General features: G+C 54.1%; 20 protein-coding genes. 13 read left to right on the top strand and 7 right to left on the bottom strand.

Going from position 1 to position 18,730, the window contains the following annotated elements; all coding sequences use genetic code 11:
- Positions 1-17 precede the first annotated feature (17 nt).
- The 6 genes from thpR to folK all read left to right on the top strand — a co-directional run bounded on the left by thpR (position 18) and on the right by folK (position 5,108).
- Positions 18-560, top strand: a complete 543-nt coding sequence (thpR, locus tag ACX1CU_RS19425; RefSeq protein WP_459399865.1) for an RNA 2',3'-cyclic phosphodiesterase — start codon at positions 18-20, stop codon at positions 558-560.
- Positions 557-1,264 carry a DNA/RNA nuclease SfsA gene (gene sfsA / locus ACX1CU_RS19430; RefSeq protein WP_459399866.1) on the top strand — a complete coding sequence of 236 codons (708 nt, stop codon included), beginning with the start codon at positions 557-559 and terminating at the stop codon, positions 1,262-1,264. Before thpR ends, sfsA begins: the two co-directional genes overlap by 4 nt.
- Positions 1,265-1,569: 305 nt before the next feature.
- Positions 1,570-2,025, top strand: coding sequence for an RNA polymerase-binding protein DksA (gene dksA, locus ACX1CU_RS19435; RefSeq protein WP_459399867.1), 456 nt, complete (start codon positions 1,570-1,572; stop codon positions 2,023-2,025).
- Between the two features lie 73 nt (positions 2,026-2,098).
- Positions 2,099-3,010: a tRNA glutamyl-Q(34) synthetase GluQRS gene (gene gluQRS, locus ACX1CU_RS19440; protein WP_459399868.1), complete on the top strand. Its 912-nt coding sequence runs from the start codon at positions 2,099-2,101 to the stop codon at positions 3,008-3,010.
- Between the two features lie 62 nt (positions 3,011-3,072).
- On the top strand, positions 3,073-4,623 hold the full coding sequence (gene pcnB, locus ACX1CU_RS19445) for a polynucleotide adenylyltransferase PcnB (RefSeq protein ID WP_459402863.1): 1,551 nt from the start codon (positions 3,073-3,075) through the stop codon (positions 4,621-4,623).
- Positions 4,623-5,108, top strand: coding sequence for a 2-amino-4-hydroxy-6-hydroxymethyldihydropteridine diphosphokinase (gene folK, locus ACX1CU_RS19450; RefSeq protein WP_459402864.1), 486 nt, complete (start codon positions 4,623-4,625; stop codon positions 5,106-5,108). Before pcnB ends, folK begins: the two co-directional genes overlap by 1 nt.
- Before the next feature lie 10 nt (positions 5,109-5,118).
- On the opposite strand, the gene qseC is transcribed toward folK, so the two are convergent.
- Both qseC and qseB read right to left on the bottom strand, forming a co-directional pair.
- Positions 5,119-6,477 carry a quorum sensing histidine kinase QseC gene (qseC, locus tag ACX1CU_RS19455; RefSeq protein WP_459399869.1) on the bottom strand — a complete coding sequence of 453 codons (1,359 nt, stop codon included), beginning with the start codon at positions 6,475-6,477 and terminating at the stop codon, positions 5,119-5,121.
- Entirely contained in the window at positions 6,474-7,136 is a 663-nt protein-coding gene (qseB, locus tag ACX1CU_RS19460; RefSeq protein ID WP_459399870.1) for a quorum sensing response regulator transcription factor QseB, read from the bottom strand. Before qseB ends, qseC begins: the two co-directional genes overlap by 4 nt.
- A gap of 289 nt (positions 7,137-7,425) precedes the next feature.
- Between qseB and panB the strand changes: the two genes are divergently transcribed.
- The 3 genes from panB to panD all read left to right on the top strand — a co-directional run bounded on the left by panB (position 7,426) and on the right by panD (position 9,637).
- Positions 7,426-8,220 (top strand): 3-methyl-2-oxobutanoate hydroxymethyltransferase, encoded by a 795-nt coding sequence (panB, locus tag ACX1CU_RS19465; RefSeq protein ID WP_459399871.1) that lies wholly within the window; start codon positions 7,426-7,428, stop codon positions 8,218-8,220.
- A gap of 46 nt (positions 8,221-8,266) precedes the next feature.
- On the top strand, positions 8,267-9,121 hold the full coding sequence (panC, locus tag ACX1CU_RS19470; protein ID WP_459399872.1) for a pantoate--beta-alanine ligase: 855 nt from the start codon (positions 8,267-8,269) through the stop codon (positions 9,119-9,121).
- Positions 9,122-9,256: 135 nt separating this feature from the next.
- A complete protein-coding gene (panD, locus tag ACX1CU_RS19475) occupies positions 9,257-9,637 on the top strand; it encodes an aspartate 1-decarboxylase (protein WP_459399873.1) in 381 nt (126 codons plus the stop codon).
- A gap of 57 nt (positions 9,638-9,694) precedes the next feature.
- On the opposite strand, the gene ACX1CU_RS19480 is transcribed toward panD, so the two are convergent.
- The 3 genes from ACX1CU_RS19480 to ACX1CU_RS19490 form a co-directional block, all read right to left on the bottom strand.
- Positions 9,695-10,978 (bottom strand): polysaccharide deacetylase family protein, encoded by a 1,284-nt coding sequence (locus ACX1CU_RS19480; protein ID WP_459399874.1) that lies wholly within the window; start codon positions 10,976-10,978, stop codon positions 9,695-9,697.
- A 181-nt stretch (positions 10,979-11,159) separates the two neighbouring features.
- Entirely contained in the window at positions 11,160-11,930 is a 771-nt protein-coding gene (locus ACX1CU_RS19485) for an ABC transporter permease (RefSeq protein ID WP_459399875.1), read from the bottom strand.
- Positions 11,927-12,850, bottom strand: a complete 924-nt coding sequence (locus tag ACX1CU_RS19490; RefSeq protein ID WP_459399876.1) for an ABC transporter ATP-binding protein — start codon at positions 12,848-12,850, stop codon at positions 11,927-11,929. The genes ACX1CU_RS19485 and ACX1CU_RS19490 overlap by 4 nt, the downstream gene beginning before the upstream one ends.
- 189 nt (positions 12,851-13,039) lie before the next feature.
- Between ACX1CU_RS19490 and can the strand changes: the two genes are divergently transcribed.
- Positions 13,040-13,696: a carbonate dehydratase gene (gene can / locus ACX1CU_RS19495; RefSeq protein ID WP_459399877.1), complete on the top strand. Its 657-nt coding sequence runs from the start codon at positions 13,040-13,042 to the stop codon at positions 13,694-13,696.
- 55 nt (positions 13,697-13,751) lie between these two features.
- Here the strand turns inward: can and hpt are convergent, their stop codons facing one another.
- Both hpt and cueO read right to left on the bottom strand, forming a co-directional pair.
- Positions 13,752-14,288, bottom strand: a complete 537-nt coding sequence (gene hpt, locus ACX1CU_RS19500) for a hypoxanthine phosphoribosyltransferase (protein ID WP_459399878.1) — start codon at positions 14,286-14,288, stop codon at positions 13,752-13,754.
- Positions 14,289-14,383: 95 nt separating this feature from the next.
- Positions 14,384-16,021 carry a multicopper oxidase CueO gene (gene cueO, locus ACX1CU_RS19505; protein WP_459399879.1) on the bottom strand — a complete coding sequence of 546 codons (1,638 nt, stop codon included), beginning with the start codon at positions 16,019-16,021 and terminating at the stop codon, positions 14,384-14,386.
- 210 nt (positions 16,022-16,231) lie between these two features.
- Here cueO and ACX1CU_RS19510 point away from each other — a divergent pair, with 210 nt between their 5' ends.
- The 3 genes from ACX1CU_RS19510 to speD all read left to right on the top strand — a co-directional run bounded on the left by ACX1CU_RS19510 (position 16,232) and on the right by speD (position 18,376).
- Positions 16,232-16,579 carry a YacC family pilotin-like protein gene (locus ACX1CU_RS19510; RefSeq protein WP_459402865.1) on the top strand — a complete coding sequence of 116 codons (348 nt, stop codon included), beginning with the start codon at positions 16,232-16,234 and terminating at the stop codon, positions 16,577-16,579.
- Between the two features lie 111 nt (positions 16,580-16,690).
- Positions 16,691-17,554, top strand: a complete 864-nt coding sequence (speE, locus tag ACX1CU_RS19515; protein ID WP_459399880.1) for a polyamine aminopropyltransferase — start codon at positions 16,691-16,693, stop codon at positions 17,552-17,554.
- A 27-nt stretch (positions 17,555-17,581) separates the two neighbouring features.
- Complete coding sequence (gene speD, locus ACX1CU_RS19520) at positions 17,582-18,376, top strand: adenosylmethionine decarboxylase (protein WP_459399881.1); 795 nt, start codon at positions 17,582-17,584, stop codon at positions 18,374-18,376.
- Positions 18,377-18,730 lie beyond the last annotated feature (354 nt).

The raw sequence follows: 18,730 nt of genomic DNA on the forward strand, positions 1-18,730 counted from the left end.
TTATTTACCGGAGATTCATGTCCAGTTCGCGCCGCCTGTTTTTCGCCCTGTCGTTACCCGATGCCTTGCAGCAACAGGTGATCCGCTGGCGCGCCGACGCTTTTCAACCCGAAGATGGCCGCCCGGTTGCCGCCGCCAATCTGCATCTGACGTTGGCGTTTCTCGGCGATGTCAGCACGCAGAAAGAACGGGCGCTGCAAACGCTGGCCGGGCGCATCCGGCAAACCGGCTTTAACGTCTGCCTTGACGATCTCGGCCACTGGCCGCGCCCCGGCGTGGTGTGGCTCGGCACCAAACGAGCACCGCGCGCGCTGTTGCAACTGGCAGAGTTGCTGCGCTCGCAGGCAGCACGCAGCGGTTGCTATCAAAGCTCGTTGCCGTTTCACCCGCATATCACCTTATTGCGTGCGGCAACCCAGCCAGTTGCCATTCCGCCGTCTACGCCGGGTTGGAACTTCAGCGCCGACCATTTTTCTTTGTACCAGTCAACTGTTGAGCATGGCCGCACCCGCTACCATCAGTTGGCGCAGTGGCCGCTTAATAACCAGGATAATCCATGATCTTCACACCGCCCCTGAAGCCCGCCACGCTGATTAAGCGCTACAAGCGTTTTCTGGCCGATGCCATCACCCCCGAGGGCAAAACCTTTACCCTGCACTGCGCCAATACCGGGGCCATGACCGGCTGTGCCACGCCGGGCGACACCATCTGGTATTCCACATCGGATAATGCCAAGCGCAAATATGCCCACAGTTGGGAGCTCACGCAGACTCAGCAAGGGGACTGGATCTGTGTGAATACCCTGCGAGCCAATACCTTGGTTCGCGAGGCGATCGAGCAGAATATAATCAATGAATTATCCGGTTACAGTAAAATCAGCAGCGAAGTCAAATACGGTAGCGAAAATAGCCGTATCGATTTGTTATTACAGGCAGAAAACCGGGTTAACTGCTATATTGAGGTGAAATCAGTCACACTATTGCAACATCAACGTGGTTACTTCCCTGATGCCGTAACGCTGAGAGGGCAGAAGCATTTACGGGAGTTGCAAAGCGTGGTTGAAAACGGCCAGCGGGCGATATTGTTCTTTGCTGTGTTGCACACGGGTATCGATCAGGTCGCTCCGGCACATCACATAGATGCACGTTATGCGGCACTACTAGCGCAGGTTCAGCAGGCAGGAGTGGAAGTGATTTGTTATGGGGCAACATTATCGCCTGACGGTATCTCTCTCTGCGGGAAATTACCGTTTTTTATCGATTAGCGATTCCAGGTAGTCATAAATTGATCGCTGGATATTGCGTCGCAAATACGCCTGCCTTCACACCCTTGTCAAGCAGGTGACAGGAATAATTGCCATCCCCCTTCCCTTCTGTTATTTATAGCGGCCTGTTTTTCCCCCGTATTGGGGATTCGACATACCCTATAGCATTTGAGATGCAGGTAGGCGGCAACTGAACGAATCCCTGGTGACTTAGTTCACTAAGTCACCAGGGAGAAAGAAGGCAGCCACACTCCTGCACCTTGATAGATGATGGGTATAGTGCGTGTGTATGTAGGAGAAGCAATATGCAAGAAGGGCAAACCCGTAAAACCTCGTCCTTGAGCATTCTCGCCATCGCTGGGGTAGAGCCGTACCAAGAGAAGCCGGGCGAAGAGTATATGAACGCCGCTCAGCTGACGCATTTCAGGCGCATTCTTGAAGCATGGCGCAACCAGCTCAGGGACGAAGTAGATCGTACCGTTTCGCATATGCAAGACGAAGCTGCCAACTTCCCAGACCCGGTCGATCGTGCCGCGCAGGAAGAAGAGTTCAGCCTCGAATTGCGTAACCGCGACCGTGAACGCAAACTGATCAAAAAGATCGAGAAAACGCTGAAGAAAGTAGAAGACGAAGATTTCGGCTACTGCGAATCTTGTGGCGTGGAGATCGGTATTCGCCGCCTTGAAGCGCGTCCGACTGCCGATTTGTGCATCGACTGCAAGACGCTGGCCGAAATCCGCGAAAAGCAGATGGCCGGCTAAGCAGTTATTATCGTTCGCGGCGCGTGCTCACTACGCGCGCCGCACAGAACCAAGGGAACCACTCCCTTCTGATATGTTAGAAAGTCATTATGTGGGGCGTTTTGCCCCATCGCCTTCTGGGGATCTGCACTTCGGTTCGCTGATTGCCGCTCTGGGAAGCTACCTCCAGGCTCGTGCCCAACGCGGGCAATGGCTGGTACGCATTGAAGATATCGATCCTCCGCGTGAAGTCGCCGGAGCCGCCGCCCGTATTTTATCTGCCTTAGAACACTATGGCCTCCACTGGGATGGTCAGGTCATCTACCAATCCCAACGCCAAGCAGCCTACCGCGCAACGCTTGACTGGCTACAGCAGCAGGATCTCAGCTATTACTGCACCTGTACCCGCAGCCGTATCCAGCAGATTGGCGGTTTGTATGACGGCCACTGCCGCAGTTTGCAACTGGGCCCACAGGGTGCGGCGATCCGCTTACGTCAATCGGCGCCGGTATTTGCGTTTCACGATCGGTTGCAGGGTGAATTGCAGGCAGATCCCGCATTGGCACAGGAAGATTTTATCATCCGCCGCCGCGATGGGCTGTTTGCCTATAATTTAGCAGTAGTGATCGACGATCATTTCCAGGGCGTGACCGAGATCGTACGCGGGGCCGATTTGATCGAACCCACCGTGCGCCAGATTGCGCTTTATCATCAGTTACAAGCGCCGGTTCCGGCTTATCTCCATTTACCGCTGGCGCTGGGCGCTAATGGGATTAAGCTGTCGAAGCAGAACCACGCTCCGGCGCTGCCCAGTGGCGATCCGCGTCCAACATTGGTTGAAGCACTGAAATTTCTGCACCAGCCCCTGCCGGAAAGCTGGCAAGATCTTGATCTGCCGTTATTATTGGGCTGGGCAATCCAACACTGGCAATGGGAGAATGTGCCGCGCCGGTTAGCCATTCCCCTGCACGAAAACACAACAGCATTCTCAAAGGAGCCATGGTGAGCTATGATTAGCCGCTATTTTTTTGTTAGCACCATTTTGATCCGTCACTATCGAGGTGTACCATTTTTACCCGAGTAGCCAATTTCTGCCGTAAGGTACTAATCCGCGATGACAAGTTGACCCGCGATGATGCGCCGGACAACGATAAAAACCCAGTCCGCGAAGAAAGTACCCCCGCAGAGCAGCAGCAAGCCGCGCCACAGCGCACTGCCAATAACGGTAGAGAGACTTCTGCTCGCCGCCCGGCGGCGCACAAACGCCCGCCATTGCCTGCCGCTGAGGGAACGCGCTCAATGACCGTGATCCCACGCGCACAACATTCGATCTCACGTAAAGACATCAGCGAGAACGCGCTGAAAGTGCTGTATCGCCTGAATAAATCCGGTTATGAAGCCTATCTGGTCGGTGGCGGCGTACGCGATCTGTTGCTCGGCAAAAAACCGAAAGATTTCGATATCACCACCAGCGCCACGCCGGAACAGGTACGCAAGCTGTTTCGCAACTGCCGCTTGGTTGGCCGCCGTTTCCGCTTGGCGCACGTGATGTTCGGCCCGGAAATTATCGAAGTCGCCACTTTCCGTGGCCATCACGAACAGACTCCGGAATCAGACAAGAACTCATCACAACAGGCCCAAAACGGCATGCTGCTGCGCGATAACATCTTCGGTTCGATCGAAGAAGATGCCCAGCGCCGCGATTTCACCATCAATAGCCTGTATTACGGCGTAGCGGACTTCACCCTGCGTGACTACGTAGGCGGTCTGAACGATCTGCAACAGGGCGTGATCCGCCTGATCGGCGATCCGGAAACCCGCTATCGCGAAGATCCGGTGCGCATGCTGCGTGCCATTCGTTTCGCCGCCAAGCTGGATATGACCCTCAGCGCTGAAACTGCCGAGCCGATCCCGCGTTTAGCATCGCTGTTGCACGAGATCCCGCCCGCACGCCTGTTTGAAGAGTCGTTGAAACTGTTGCAGTCCGGCTTTGGTTACCCGACTTACCTCAAGCTGTGTGAATACCAGCTGTTCCAACCGCTGTTCCCGCTGATCGCACGGCACTTTACGCCGGATCACGACACGCCGATGGAGCGCATTTTGGTGCAGGTACTGAAAAATACCGATCATCGTCTGCAGAACGACATGCGCGTCAACCCGGCGTTTCTGTTTGCCGCCATGCTGTGGTATCCGCTGCTGGAGCACGCGCAGAAACTGGCACAGGAAAGTGGCTTGGCCTACTACGACGCGTTTGCGCTGGCCATGAACGATGTGCTGGACGAAGAGTGCCGTTCACTGGCCATCCCTAAGCGCATCACCACGATGGTGCGCGATATCTGGCAATTGCAGCTGCGCCTTTCCCGCCGCCAGGGCAAGCGTGCGCATAAACTGATGGAACACCCTAAATTCCGTGCGGCTTACGATCTGCTGGCGCTGCGTGCGCAAGTAGAGAACAACCCGGAAATGCTGCGCCTCGCTGAATGGTGGGATGAATTCCAGGATGCCACTGCGGCAGTGCAGAAAAACATGTTGAGCACCTTGGGTGACGATCCGGCACCACGCCGTACACGTACGCGCCGCCCGCGCCGCAGGGCTCCAAGTGGTAAAGACGGGGCATGATGATCCGCGTTTATATCGCGCTGGGCAGCAATCTGGCGCAGCCACTGCAACAGGTGAGCACTGCGCTGGAGGCGTTGGAACATCTTCCTCGTAGCCGATTGATCGTTTGTTCGTCGTTTTACCGCACCAAGCCGCTGGGGCCACAAAACCAGCCGGACTTTCTCAACGCGGTAGTGGCACTGGATACTCTGTTGCCACCGGAACAACTGCTCGATGAAACCCAGGCGATAGAACGCAATCAGGGCCGCGTGCGCAAGGATCAGCGTTGGGGCCCGCGCACGCTGGATCTGGATATTATGCTGTATGGCGATCGGGTGATTAATACCGATCGTCTGACGGTGCCCCATTACGGCTTGAAAGAGCGCGAATTTATGCTCTACCCGCTGGCCGAAATAGCACCTGACTTGGTTTTCCCTGACGGGGAAACCCTGGCCGATTGCCTGAAACGGGTGCCAAACAACGGCATGGAACTGTGGCATCGATAACCAGGCATCTCTAGAACAGTACCGTTACAGAAAATCCCCCTTCAACCCGATTAGCAAAACGCACCCGCAGGCCATGCAGGCTGGCAATACGTTGCACTATTGATAGCCCAAGCCCGCTGCCGATCTGTTCCTGCCCCGGCGGGCGATAAAAGCGCTCCCCCAGCCGTGCCAGATGTTCCACCGTTACGCCTGGGCCATTATCTTCCACCTGTAACTGCTGCGAACCGAGCGTGACGCTGACCGTGCCGCCTGCGGGCGTATAGCGCACGGCGTTATCCACCAGATTGCGCACCAACAGTGACAGCAGCAGCGATTGGCCTGGTAACGGCTGCGGTATCCCTTGCTGCTCATAACGCAGCGTGACGCCTGCCGCATGAGCGTAACGGTCCTGTTCTGCCAGCACCATCGGCACCAGTTGCTGCCAATCAACCTGCTCAAATTCACCCAGATCGGAAAGCGAATCCAGCCGCGACAGCGTAAGCAGTTGATCCACCAGCCGCGTGGCGCGATCGATACCGATCGTCAGGTTTTCCACCGCATGTTGCCGCATCTGCTCATCGTCCCCCGCCAACTGCACCACTTCCGTCTGCACCCGCAGCGCGGCCAGCGGGCTGCGCAGTTCATGGGCGGCATCTGAGGTAAAACGCCGCTCACGCACCAGCATGGCGCTAATGCGCGCAAACAGCGCGTTAAGCGCCTCCACCAGCGGGCGGACTTCGGTAGGCACCTGCTGGCCATCCAGCGCGCTGGCATCATCAGGAGCCCGCTGGCGCAGGCTGGCGGCTACGGTTTTCAACGGCCGCAGCTCGCGCCCAACCATCAGGGCAATCAGCAGCATCAGCAGCGGCAACGTCACCAGCCAGGGGATTAATTGCCCCGTAACCATCCCCAGTGCCATCTCACGCCGATAATCCCACTCCTGGCCGACCACAATGCGGTAGCGTCCATCGGGGCTGGTCAGCCACAACAGGCGCCAGTTGTCGTCGTCGCCCTTGCGTTGGCCATCGATAAAACCTTGATGCTCGCCATCAAACAGAAAATCTTCGCCGTTTTCACCATCGTTGAGCAGCATTCTGCCCTCGCGGGAGAAGATAGCGAACGCCAGCGCATCCTCTTCCTGTTCACCACGTTTGCCATTACGCAGGATTTTTTTGGTCTTCGGCAGGCTGCGTACGTCCTGATTAGCCAGCAGATCGCCCAGATTGGTCGTGGCCAATCTTTTGGCAAATAACATCTGTTGGGTATCAAACACTTCGTTAATCTTGTTACGCGTCATCATCCACGCCACCACGCTGGCAGAACACCAGGTGAATAACGCCAACAGGCTGAAAATCAGGATCAGGCGCAATCGCAGGCTCAAGCGTTTCACTCCGCATCCCCCAGCGTATAGCCCACACCATGCACGGTGCGAATAAAACCGTTGCCCAGCTTGCGCCGCAAATGATGTATATGCACTTCAACCGCGTTGCTGCTCACGTCATCGTCCCAGTTATACAGTTTTTCCTGAATCAATGGCCGTGCCAGCACTCGCCCTTTGTTGTTAAGAAACAGTTCGAGCACTGCTAATTCACGTGGAGTCAGCGTCACAGCCTCGCCGTTGTGGCTCACCGCGCGAGCTGCCACGTCGAACACCACGTTACCGTGAACCAACTGCGGGGTCAGTTGGCCATGGCGTCGGCGGATCAACGCCTGTAAACGCGCCGCCACTTCCGCCAGGGCAAAGGGTTTGCACAGGTAATCATCTGCACCGCTCTGCAAGCCGGTAACCCGCTGTTCCAGGGCATCGCGCGCCGTCAGAATCAATACCGGTACGTCATGCCCGGCCTGGCGCCACTGGCGCAGCAGATCGAGCCCATCAAGGCCCGGCAGGCTGAGGTCGAGGATCACCGCATCATAGGGGGCACTTTCCAGCGCATTTTTGCCGATCGCTCCATCGGTGAACCAGTCCAGGTTAAACCCCAGCTTGGTTAACCCGGCTTTGATACCATCACCAATCAGTTTATCGTCTTCAATCAGCAGAATTCTCATGCTTTCCCCTTTTAGCTTTACTGCCTATACCCTCATAATTCGAGTTGCAGGAAGGCGGCGACGCAGCGAATCCCCAGGAGCTTACACCAGTAAGTGACTGGGGTGAGTGAGGAAAGCCAACGCACATGCAACTTGAAGTATGGCGGGTATATTACATCACAAGGTTCTTAAGAACCCCTTAAGCATCATGATCGGTGCTACCCACCCCGGAAGGGTTACAGTAGAATGTCAGCACTTTGCACCCGTACCGCAGCCCTGTGCTGCGCGGCTATTCTCAGGAGACGTTGTGATGAAACCCACCACCGTGAGCCATTTACGCCAGTGGAAACAGGAGCAACGCAAGTTTGCTACCATTACCGCCTACGATGCCAGCTTTGCTCAGCTGTTTGAAGAGCAAGGAATCAAAGTGATGCTGGTTGGCGATTCGCTGGGCATGACGTTGCAGGGCCACGACTCCACGTTGCCCGTGACCGTCGCCGATGTCGCCTATCACACCCGTGCCGTGCGCCGTGGTGCACCAGCCTGCCTGCTGCTGGCCGATCTCCCCTTCATGAGTTATGCCACCCCGGAACAGGCGTTTGCCAGTTCGGCCGAGCTGATGCGAGCCGGTGCAAACATGGTTAAGCTGGAAGGTGGCAGTTGGCTGTACGAAACGGTGAAAATGCTCACCGAACGTGCGGTGCCGGTTTGTGGCCACCTGGGCCTAACCCCTCAGTCAGTTAACGTTTTTGGCGGTTACAAAGTTCAGGGCCGTGATGAACTGGCGGCCAAACAGCTGCTGGAAGACGCGCAAAATCTGGAGCTGGCCGGTATACAACTGCTGGTGCTGGAATGCGTTCCTGCCGCTCTGGCACGCCAAATCACCGAGGCGCTGTCGATCCCGGTGATCGGTATCGGTGCTGGTAATGGCACCGACGGGCAGATTCTGGTGATGCATGACGCACTGGGCATCACCGGCAGCCACACGCCGAAATTCGCCAAAAATTTCCTGGCGCAGAGCGGTGATATCCGCAGCGCCGTGCAGCTCTATATTCAGGAAGTCGAGCAAGGCACCTATCCCGGTGAAGAGCACTCTTTTCATTAATAGCATGATCTTACTGCCGGTTTAGAGCAGAGCGAGGAGTTATAGAATGGTAATCATCGAAACCCTGCTGTTGCTGCGCCAACAGATTCGGCGCTGGCGGCAGGAGGGCAAGCGCATCGCGCTGGTGCCCACCATGGGCAACCTGCACGAAGGCCATATGACGCTGGTTGAAGAGGCGCGTGCCCGTGCCGATGTGGTCATCGTCAGCATTTTCGTTAACCCGATGCAGTTCGAACGCCCGAACGATCTGGCCCGTTACCCGCGCACGCTACAGGAAGACTGCGAAAAACTGAACCGTCGTAATGTCGATCTGGTTTTTGCCCCGGCACCGGCGGAAGTTTATCCGCAAGGGCTGCACGATCAGACCTACGTTGATGTCCCTGGCATTTCTACCATGCTGGAAGGTGCCAGCCGCCCTGGGCATTTCCGCGGTGTTTCTACCATCGTCAGCAAGCTGTTCAACCTGGTTCAACCGGATTTGGCCTGCTTCGGCGAGAAGGATTACCAGCAACTGGCGCTGATCCGCAAAATGGTCGCGGATATGGGTTATGACATCGACATCGTCGGTGTGCCGATCGTGCGGGCCAAAGACGGGCTGGCGCTCAGCTCACGCAACGGCTATCTGAGTGCTGAAGAGCGTAAAATCGCCCCCCAGCTCTGCAAGATCATGCATGAACTGGCAGATAAACTCAGTAACGGTGAACGCCAGATTGACGCATTGCTGGAGCAGACCGCAGAGCAGCTGCGCGCCGCCGGTTTTACGCCGGACGAACTGTTTATCCGTGACGCCGACAGCCTGCAACCGCTCAACGTGGAAAGCCGCCGTGCGGTGGTGCTGATGGCGGCCTGGCTAGGCAAAGCGCGTCTGATCGATAATCAGCAGGTTGATCTCACTCTCTAAGCTATTTTTTGTACGCTCATTGCCGTTTTTAGCTGGTTAGCGGTAGACTGAGCGAGTTTATTGGTGACGATAGACCTTGCAAGGAATATTCAACCCCGGTCGCCTGAAAAGGCCGATATTCAGTTAGGTAAAGCCATGATACGTACTATGTTGCAAGGCAAGCTGCATCGAGTGAAAGTGACTCAGGCTGACTTGCATTATGAAGGGTCCTGCGCTATTGATCAGGATTTTCTGGAAGCCGCAGGGATTCTGGAATATGAAGCCATCGATATTTACAACGTTGATAACGGTCAGCGTTTCTCCACCTATGCCATCGCCGCTGAACGTGGTTCACGTATCATCTCGGTCAACGGGGCCGCAGCCCGCTGCGCCTGCGTGGGCGACAAACTGATCATCTGTTCTTATGTGCAGATGAGCGACGCAGATGCCCGCCAACATCATCCTAAAGTCGCCTATTTTGAAGGCGAAAATCGTCTACAGCGCAAAGCCAAAGCGGTGCCGGTTCAGGTTGCCTGAAGCCGTTAAGCTTAAGGGATAAAACAGCACCGGGCGCTTCTGCACCCGGTGTTTTCTTTATTGCGTTACCAGCTTGCCTGGCTTGTTGGCAATCCGCTCTGCCATGGTCGGAATAGAGTCAGTGCGCAGAATATATAACCGTTTCAACGTATATCGATTATCCCCGAGCTTCACCTTTCCCTGCACGGTGGTCAGCGCCATATGCAACCCGGCATCTTTTGACGCTTGAATACCATTCTGGTTATAGCCACCAAACGGATACGCCAGGTACAGCACATGCGGATTAAATTGCGACAGCGCGCGCCTTGAGCGCTCAAGATCAAATTCAATGTTATGCAGCGAACGGCTCAGCAAAATTGGCCGACGCTTGTTGTCCAGCCGGTGCAAGAAATGAGTATGTGTTTGGATATCAAATACATCCTGAATTTCCTTCAGTTCAGAAATGCTCATAAACTGTAACGCATCCGGGTTCCATTTCTGCGGATGACGTTTGATCCGCGAAGAAATGACAAACGCCGTCGCACGGAAGCCGTAGGCTTTCAGCACCGGATAGGCATAGCGATACACCGATTTCAAACCGTCATCGAAAGTCAGCACCACCGCTTTGCCCGGCAGGTTAATCTGATTATTCAGATAGGCTTCCAGCTGATAGAGAGAAATAGTGTCATACCCCGCCTGCTTCAGGTAGGTCATCTGGTTACTGAATGCGACGTCTGAAGTGGTGGTTGACGTATTGCGGAAACGCTTGTTCTCTTCGTTCTTCAGCATATGGTGATAAGTCAGTACCGGGATCCCGGTGTCGATCTCACCATCCAGTTCACTGACATATCCCAGACGTTCGCCGATATTCACTTCATACCAGGTGTTATTCAACGGGTCTTTCAGCTTGCCGATGATCGGGTAACGCAGGTTCTCGTCCAATACGCCGAAGATTTCACTTTTATTATCAGCAGCGGTGTAAACGTTGATCGGCCGTGGCGTAATCAGATTCTGATTGGTCAGCGGCTTATTCAGCTCCCCCAAGTCGTCCTTTATTTTTTTTCGCGGCTTGCTGACGCCACGTACGTCATTTTTATCAATAAAACCGGTACCGTGACCAAACTTGAATTCATAGTATTCCGCAACCGCAGGAAACACTTTAAGCAGTTGCCCCCGCTTCACTTCACCCACCGGAATAACATGCTCACCGATCAGCGAATAAACTTCGCTATCGCGTTGCACTTCCATGTATTCAGGTTTAACAGCGCCGCCTTCCGACAGCAAATTCGCCAACGCTGCCGGGGCTATCAACGACATAAAAATGCCGAGTAGCATCGCCGCTATCTTATGTTGAGACCGCATGATTTGCTCTGCTTACGAGTACATAGTGAAAATGGAGAAAATATGGAGCGTCAGCATAGCACGATTTTTAGAACGGAGAGAAAAGGGTTATTAATGCAATTCTATAGATTTCGTTAGTAGCTGTGTCAAATCAATAAACCTCTCTCTCCGCAAGCGGAAGAGAGAGGAAACCGTGCTTCCACTAGGAGCGCAGACCGCGGCCGCGTTCGATCAGATACCAGGCCAGCGCATAGAACACCAGGATAAACGCCAGCAATACCGCCATGGTAAACACCAGCGGCACATCGGAAATACCGAGGAAACCGAAGCGGAAACCGCTGATCATGTAGACGATCGGGTTCAGTTTGGACACCGCCTGCCAAAACGGCGGCAACAACGTCAGCGAGTAAAATACCCCGCCCAGATAGGTTAACGGCGTCAGCACAAAGGTCGGGATCAGGCTGATATCATCAAACGTGGTGGCAAACACCGCGTTAAGCAAGCCCCCCAGAGAGAACAGAATCGCCGTCAGCAACAGCGTCACTGCGATCACCCACCAGGCATGTACCTGCAACGGAACGAAGAACAGCGAGATCACCGTCACCAGAATACCCACGCAAACGCCGCGCGCAACGCCCCCACCAACATAACCGGCGATCACGATGTGGGTGGGAACCGGAGCCACCAGCAGCTCTTCAATATTGCGCTGGAACTTGGCGCTGAAAAACGATGCCGCCACGTTGGCATAGGAGTTGGTAATCACCGCCATCATGATCAGGCCGGGAACGATAAACTGCATATAGTCAAAACCGTGCATTTCACCGATACGCGAACCAATCAGGTTGCCAAAGATAATGAAATAGAGCGTCATGGTGATCACCGGCGGAACCAGAGTCTGGATCCAGATGCGCGTAAACCGGTTAATCTCCTTGGCCCAGATGCTCTTCAACGCCACCCAATACAAATGCATCATGATATTTCCCCATTACCGTTAACCAGGGTGACAAACAGCTCTTCCAACCGGTTAGCCTTGTTACGCATACTCAACACCTGAATGCCTTGCGCACTCAGCTGAGTGAACAAACCGTTCAGCCCTTGCTCACGCATCACGTCCACTTCCAGGGTGGACGTATCTGCCAAGCGGCAAGGGTAACCGTCAAGCTTCGGCAATGGGCTTTTCGCCGCCAGATCGAGAATAAAGGTCTCTGACTGCTGCTTCGCCAACAGCGCTTTCATTGAGGTGTTTTCCACCAGTTCACCATTCTGGATAATACCGATATTGCGGCACAGCATTTCTGCTTCTTCCAGATAGTGGGTGGTGAGGATGATGGTGGTGCCCTGGGCGTTCAGCTCTTTCAGGAACCCCCACATGGAGCGGCGCAGTTCAATATCCACCCCGGCGGTCGGTTCATCCAGAATCAGCAGCTTCGGCTGGTGCATCAGGGCGCGAGCGATCATCAGACGGCGTTTCATACCACCGGAAAGCATACGCGCACGCTCATTGCGCTTGCCCCACAGATCGAGCTGATTGAGGTATGTTTCTGCACGCACCAGCGCCTCGCGCCGCTCTACGCCATAGTAACCCGCCTGGTTGACCACAATTTGCAGCACCGTTTCAAACGGGTTGAAGTTGAACTCTTGCGGAACCAGCCCAAGCTGACGTTTGGCGTTGACGATATCTTTGTCGATGTCGTAACCAAACACTCTCACGGTGCCTGAGGTTTTATTGACCAGCGAGCTGATAATGCCGATGGTTGTCGATTTCCCGGCGCCGTTCGGCCCCAGCAGGGCATAAAAATCCCCCGCCTCGACGTTCAGATCGATACCGCGCAATGCCTTTACGCCACCTGCGTAAGTTTTGGTCAATCGCGCTATTTCCAGTGCATAATTCATAGGTTAGAGAGTACCTTGTGGAGATGTGTATGCTGCTGTGTCTGACAATGAGAGCGAGTTTATCATCAGCCGGATTCTTACTGAGTCGAATCCGTGCGGAAAATTAGCCTCACTGTTCCGATTTCCAAATTGTGACGCTTGCCATATATTACATCAACGCAATTCGTTCATTACAGGCCAATAACCGCCATGAAAGAAATCGAAAGGCTCATCGCCAACAACCATACCTGGTCCGACACCATCAATCAGGAAGACCCCGGCTTTTTCGAACGTTTATCACAGGCGCAAAAGCCGCGATTCTTATGGATTGGCTGTTCCGACAGCCGCGTTCCCGCTGAACGCCTGACGGGCCTGGAACCAGGGGAACTGTTCGTGCACCGTAACGTGGCGAATCTGGTGATCCATACCGACCTGAACTGCCTGTCGGTGGTGCAATATGCCGTCGACGTACTGGAAGTTGAGCATATCATCATCTGCGGCCACCTGGGCTGCGGGGGCGTGGAAGCGGCGGTAGAAAACCCGGAACTGGGTTTGATCAATAACTGGCTGCTGCACATCCGCGATCTCTGGTACAAACACAGTTCACTACTGGGCGAACTGGAGCCAGAGCAGCGCCTGGATGTTTTATGCGAAATCAACGTGATCGAACAGGTTTATAACCTGGGTCATTCCACCATCATGCAGTCCGCCTGGAAACGCGGCCAGAAAGTGATGATTCACGGTTGGGTATACGGGATTCAGGATGGTCGCTTGCGCGACTTGGAAGTGACTGCCACCAGCCGCGAAAGCCTGGAGATGGGCTACCGCAAGGCGATAGCCACACTGTTGCAGGACAAAGGCTTATAACCTGTCATCAAGGCGCGGTTGCCGCGCCTTGCCTCAATAACCGGGCAAGCGCCAGTTATTCGTCCAGCAAGACTACTTTGCCGATATACGGCAGATGGCGATAACGCTGAGCATAATCGATACCGTAACCCACCACGAATTCGTCCGGGATCGCGAAACCGACATATTCCACTGGCACGTCTACTTCGCGGCGCTCCGGTTTATCCAGCAGCGTACAGATCGCCAGGGATTTTGGCCCACGCAGCGCCAGGATCTCGCGCACCTTGTTCAGCGTATTGCCGGAATCGATGATGTCTTCAACGATCAGCACGTCTTTGCCACGAATGTCTTCATCCAGATCTTTCAGGATCTTCACATCGCGCGTGGTGGACATACCGCTGCCATAGCTGGAGGCGGTCATGAAATCGACCTCGTGCGACACCTCAATCGTGCGGCACAGATCGGCCATGAACATGAAAGAACCACGCAACAACCCGACCAACACCATATCACTGCCGCTGTCGCGGTAATCTTCGGTGATCTGGCGGCCAAGTTCAGCGATACGGGTCTTAACTTCCTGCTCGGAAATCATTACTTCTACGGTGTGTTTCATAGTTTTCAGGTCAGTTGCCGGAAGAAAGGCGCAGAGTTTAACATAGCTGGCAGACGGTGGCGACGCGAGTGCATCGCCACGTGCTTGCTCTAAAATCAGTCAGTCACGCTAAAGCCCAGCATCATGCCGGTGTCTTCATGCTCCAACAGATGGCAATGGGCCATGTAAGCATGCTCCGCATTGGCCAGATGGTTGAAACGGACCAGCACTTCACTGCGTTTGCCTTCCACCAGCACGGTGTCTTTCCAACCTGCGCGATGCGCCGCTGGCGCTTGGCCGTTTTCCGACAGAATGCGGAACTGGGTGCCATGAATATGGAACGGATGCAGCATCATGTCGCCCTCACCCGAGATGGTCCACTTCTCATACTGACCACGCTTGGTGGTAAACATCGGCTTGGCCATATCAAAGGCTTTACCGTTGATCATATTGCCATTGCTGAAATCAAAGGCTTTCTCACCATGATTCATACCGGCCATGTTACCGTGATCCGTCCCCGGCATGTTGCTGTGATCCATACCTTTCATATCGCCATGATCCATCCCGGCCATACTGTTGCTGTCAGCTTTGCCGGCGTTGCCATGATCCATGCTCATCCCCGCCATCGCCTGGTGACCATAGCGATCCATCAGGGCCTGCATCCCCAGGGTATCGAGTTTTGGATCCATCGACAGTTGCAGCAAACGATCTTGCAAGCCCGCTAACGCTGGCAGTGCGGGCAATTTTACCAGGCTATCCGGCATGGCTTTCACGCCCTGCGCCAACGAAGGCTGAATGCGCAGCACCGGCAGCGGCTGATCGAACGGCGCTAACGTCATCCCCATCTGCACCACCGGCAGGGTCACGATATCAAACGGCTTGCCGTCAGAGGCATCCACCAGCACTTCGAAACGCTCACCCATCAGGATCGGCAACTCGCTCAGCTTTACCGGCTCAGCGAGGAAACCGCCATCGCTGGCAATCACATATAAAGGCCGGTTATCGCTGGTAGCCAGATTGAGTGAGCGTGCGTTGCAGCCGTTGAGGAAGCGCAAGCGCAACCAACCACGCGGGGCAGCGTGCTGCGGATATGCTGCACCGTTGGTAAACATGCGATCGCCAAACCAGCCAATAGCCGCACTCATCACGTCCAGCTGATATTCGATCTGGCCATCTTTCCCCAAGCGCTTGTCCTGCAAGATCACCGGAATATCGTCTTTACCCCAGGTTTTCGGCAGCGGCAACTGGCTGCTTTCATCATCTTCCAGCAGCACCAATCCGCCCAGGCCCATCATCACCTGATGGCCGGTTTTGCCGTGAGTGTGCGGGTGGAACCAGCAGGTGGCGGCAGGTTGATCGACCGTAAAATTCACCGTGCGCGTGCTCCCCGGATGAATCAACGCCTGTGGGCCGCCATCGACATCGCCGGGGATCACCAGCCCATGCCAGTGCACGGTACTGGCTTCTGGCAATTTATTACTGATATCTACTGTAACCGGTTTACCACGCTGTAAACGCACCGCCGGGCCCAGCAAGGCACCGTTGATCCCCCAGGTGCGAGTCGCGGCGGCGGGCAACCAGTTCATTTCACCGGTCTGCAACGTCAGTGCAATCTTGCCCTGCGCATCGGGCAGCAATAACGGTGGGATCGGCAAAGCGGGTTGTTCGGCTGCCCAGGCAGCAGGGCTCCATAACGGTAAGGCACTGGCTGCGCCCAACGCGGCGGTCAATTTAATAAAATCACGGCGTAACATCGCTGACTCCCTATTTTTTCAGTGATTGATAGCTCAACGCCAGCAGCCTAAACCCTCCCCCTGCAGGAAGGTCAAGCAATAGATTTAAAGATGCTGTCAATGCCACTACGGTACCAAGCACTTTGGTTATACTCTGAATAAGTAATAAATTTGCTGCCTTTGCAGGCAAGTGTGGTAACGTCAGTAAATAATGAACAGGTCTATTTTATGATGAAAAAAACAACGTTATTGATGCTCTTGCTAGCCACGCTGGGCTTTTCCAATACCAGTCTGGCGCTGAATGAATCTGAGGCAGAAGATCTGGCCGATCTGACGGCGGTTTTTGTCTATCTTAAAAATGAGTGCGGATACAATGAATTGCCTAATGCGCAAATCAAACGCGCGATTGTCTATTTCGCTCAGCAGAATCGTTGGGATTTGAGCAATTACAATAGCTTTAATATGAAGATGCTGGGCGAAGAGAGCTATCGCGATCTCAGCGGTATTGCTATCCCAACCGCTAACAAATGCAAGTCTCTGGCCCGCGACTCACTGAGTCTGTTGGCTTACGCGAATTAAACATCCCCCTGTTTTCAACGCCCTCGATTCAGAATTCTGCCGTGCATCCTCCGGCAGAGTTAGCTATGATATTTCGCCCATTTTCATGGCTGTTTACGGAGTTTCCCGAACATGACCCAGAAAGATATTTGGTACGAGACGTTACATGCCAACTTCGGCCAGTACTTCTCGGTGGAGAAAGTGTTGTTCCGTGAAAAAACCGGGCATCAGGACCTGGTGATCTTCGAAAACCCGGTGCTGGGGCGCGTGATGGCGCTCGACGGTGTGGTGCAAACCACCGAACGCGACGAGTTTATTTATCATGAAATGATGACCCACGTGCCGTTATTGGCGCACGGTCAGGCGAAGAAAGTGCTGATCATCGGCGGTGGCGATGGCGGCATGCTGCGCGAAGTCAGCCGCCATACGGGTGTTGAGCAGATCACCATGGTCGAGATCGACGCCGGTGTCGTCGAGTTCTGCCGCCAGTACTTGCCGAATCACCATGCCGGTGCCTATGACGATCCGCGTTTCAAGCTGGTGATCGATGACGGCGTCAACTTTGTGACCCAGACTGCTGAAAAATTCGATGTGATTATCTCTGATTGCACCGACCCGATCGGCCCTGGCGAGAGCCTGTTTACCTCTGCGTTCTATGAAGGTTGCGCACGCTGCCTGAATGAAGGAGGTATCTTTGTGGCTCAAAACGGCGTCTGCTTCCTGCAACAGGATGAAGCGATCAACAGCCATACCAAACTGAGCCAATATTTCAACGATGTCAGCTTCTACCAGGCGGCGATCCCGACCTATTACGGCGGTATCATGACCTTTGCCTGGGCGAGCCAGAACCCGGCACTGCGTCAGCTTGATGTGGCTACGCTGCAACAGCGCGTGGCTCAAAGTGATTTACACTGCCGCTACTACAACCCGGCAATTCACGTGGGCAGCTTCGCTCTGCCACAGTATTTGCTCAACGCACTGAACGTGACACGTTAAGCGAGAAGATAAGGAAGGTGAACCTAATTGCATAAGCTAAAACTGCACGGCTTTAACAACCTGACCAAGAGCCTGAGTTTTTGTATTTACGATATTTGCTATGCCAAAACCGCGGATGACCGCGATGGCTATATCGCCTACATTGACGAGCAATACAACGCCAACCGCCTGACCGAGATCCTCAGCGAAACCTGCTCGATCATTGGCGCCAATATTCTGAATATCGCGCGTCAGGATTATGAACCGCAGGGTGCCAGCGTCACTATTCTGGTGAGCGAGGAGCCGGTCGACCCTAAAGATGTCGATACCTCGGAACATCCTGGCCCGCTGCCGAAAACGGTGGTCGCGCACCTGGATAAGAGCCATATCTGCGTTCATACCTACCCGGAAAGCCATCCCGAAGGCGGCCTGTGCACCTTCCGCGCCGATATTGAAGTCTCTACCTGTGGGGTAATTTCGCCGCTCAAAGCGCTGAACTACCTGATCCACCAGTTGGAATCCGACATCGTCACCATGGATTACCGCGTGCGCGGCTTTACCCGCGATGTGAACGGCATAAAACACTACATCGATCATGAGATCAATTCGATCCAGAACTTTATGTCGGAAGATATGAAGTCGCTGTACCACATGATGGATGTGAACGTGTATCAGGAAAACATTTTCCATACCAAGATGCTGTTGAAGGATTTCGATCTGAAGCACTACCTGTTCAATGCCAAACCGGAAGAGCTCAGCACCGCCGAACGTAACAGGATCACCGATCTGCTGTGGAAAGAGATGCAGGAGATTTATTACGGGCGGAATATTCCGCATCTGTAATTCAGGCGAACAGGGCAACGGGCGTTGCCCTGTTCGAGCTGTTGTTATTTATTAACAATGTTAGTCCAATAGATAATAAATATTTTTACACATAGTTTACCCACTATTATACCAATAAAACTTGTGAATACTGATGGATGGATACCCAAAAGAATTCAAACTTCTTGTAGGCGGCGAAGTATAAAATATCGGGAGTCGGTAATAAAATCCTGCATATCGCATATTGACTAGACCACCTGACTGGCATACCTTTATCAGTAAGGCATTAGCCTTATTGATATTAAAAACAAAATGTTAACTCAATGGAGCACTGGATGTTTAATCAATTGGAGCGGGTTCGTTATGCATAGCAAG

It is taken from the genome of Serratia sp. D1N4 (genome assembly GCF_054552755.1).

Bases quoted from the DNA above. Each gene is read 5' to 3' on its own strand.
- folK (WP_459402864.1), top strand. From the start codon at position 4,623: ATGATCCGCGTTTATATCGCGCTGGGCAGCAATCTGGCGCAGCCACTG.
- ACX1CU_RS19490 (WP_459399876.1), bottom strand. From the start codon at position 12,850: ATGAATTATGCACTGGAAATAGCGCGATTGACCAAAACTTACGCAGGT.
- speE (WP_459399880.1), top strand. From the start codon at position 16,691: ATGACCCAGAAAGATATTTGGTACGAGACGTTACATGCCAACTTCGGC.
- dksA (WP_459399867.1), top strand. From the start codon at position 1,570: ATGCAAGAAGGGCAAACCCGTAAAACCTCGTCCTTGAGCATTCTCGCC.
- panB (WP_459399871.1), top strand. From the start codon at position 7,426: ATGAAACCCACCACCGTGAGCCATTTACGCCAGTGGAAACAGGAGCAA.
- thpR (WP_459399865.1), top strand. From the start codon at position 18: ATGTCCAGTTCGCGCCGCCTGTTTTTCGCCCTGTCGTTACCCGATGCC.
- panD (WP_459399873.1), top strand. From the start codon at position 9,257: ATGATACGTACTATGTTGCAAGGCAAGCTGCATCGAGTGAAAGTGACT.
- ACX1CU_RS19480 (WP_459399874.1), bottom strand. From the start codon at position 10,978: ATGCGGTCTCAACATAAGATAGCGGCGATGCTACTCGGCATTTTTATG.
- sfsA (WP_459399866.1), top strand. From the start codon at position 557: ATGATCTTCACACCGCCCCTGAAGCCCGCCACGCTGATTAAGCGCTAC.
- ACX1CU_RS19485 (WP_459399875.1), bottom strand. From the start codon at position 11,930: ATGATGCATTTGTATTGGGTGGCGTTGAAGAGCATCTGGGCCAAGGAG.
- panC (WP_459399872.1), top strand. From the start codon at position 8,267: ATGGTAATCATCGAAACCCTGCTGTTGCTGCGCCAACAGATTCGGCGC.
- ACX1CU_RS19510 (WP_459402865.1), top strand. From the start codon at position 16,232: ATGAAAAAAACAACGTTATTGATGCTCTTGCTAGCCACGCTGGGCTTT.
- hpt (WP_459399878.1), bottom strand. From the start codon at position 14,288: ATGAAACACACCGTAGAAGTAATGATTTCCGAGCAGGAAGTTAAGACC.
- gluQRS (WP_459399868.1), top strand. From the start codon at position 2,099: ATGTTAGAAAGTCATTATGTGGGGCGTTTTGCCCCATCGCCTTCTGGG.
- cueO (WP_459399879.1), bottom strand. From the start codon at position 16,021: ATGTTACGCCGTGATTTTATTAAATTGACCGCCGCGTTGGGCGCAGCC.
- qseB (WP_459399870.1), bottom strand. From the start codon at position 7,136: ATGAGAATTCTGCTGATTGAAGACGATAAACTGATTGGTGATGGTATC.
- can (WP_459399877.1), top strand. From the start codon at position 13,040: ATGAAAGAAATCGAAAGGCTCATCGCCAACAACCATACCTGGTCCGAC.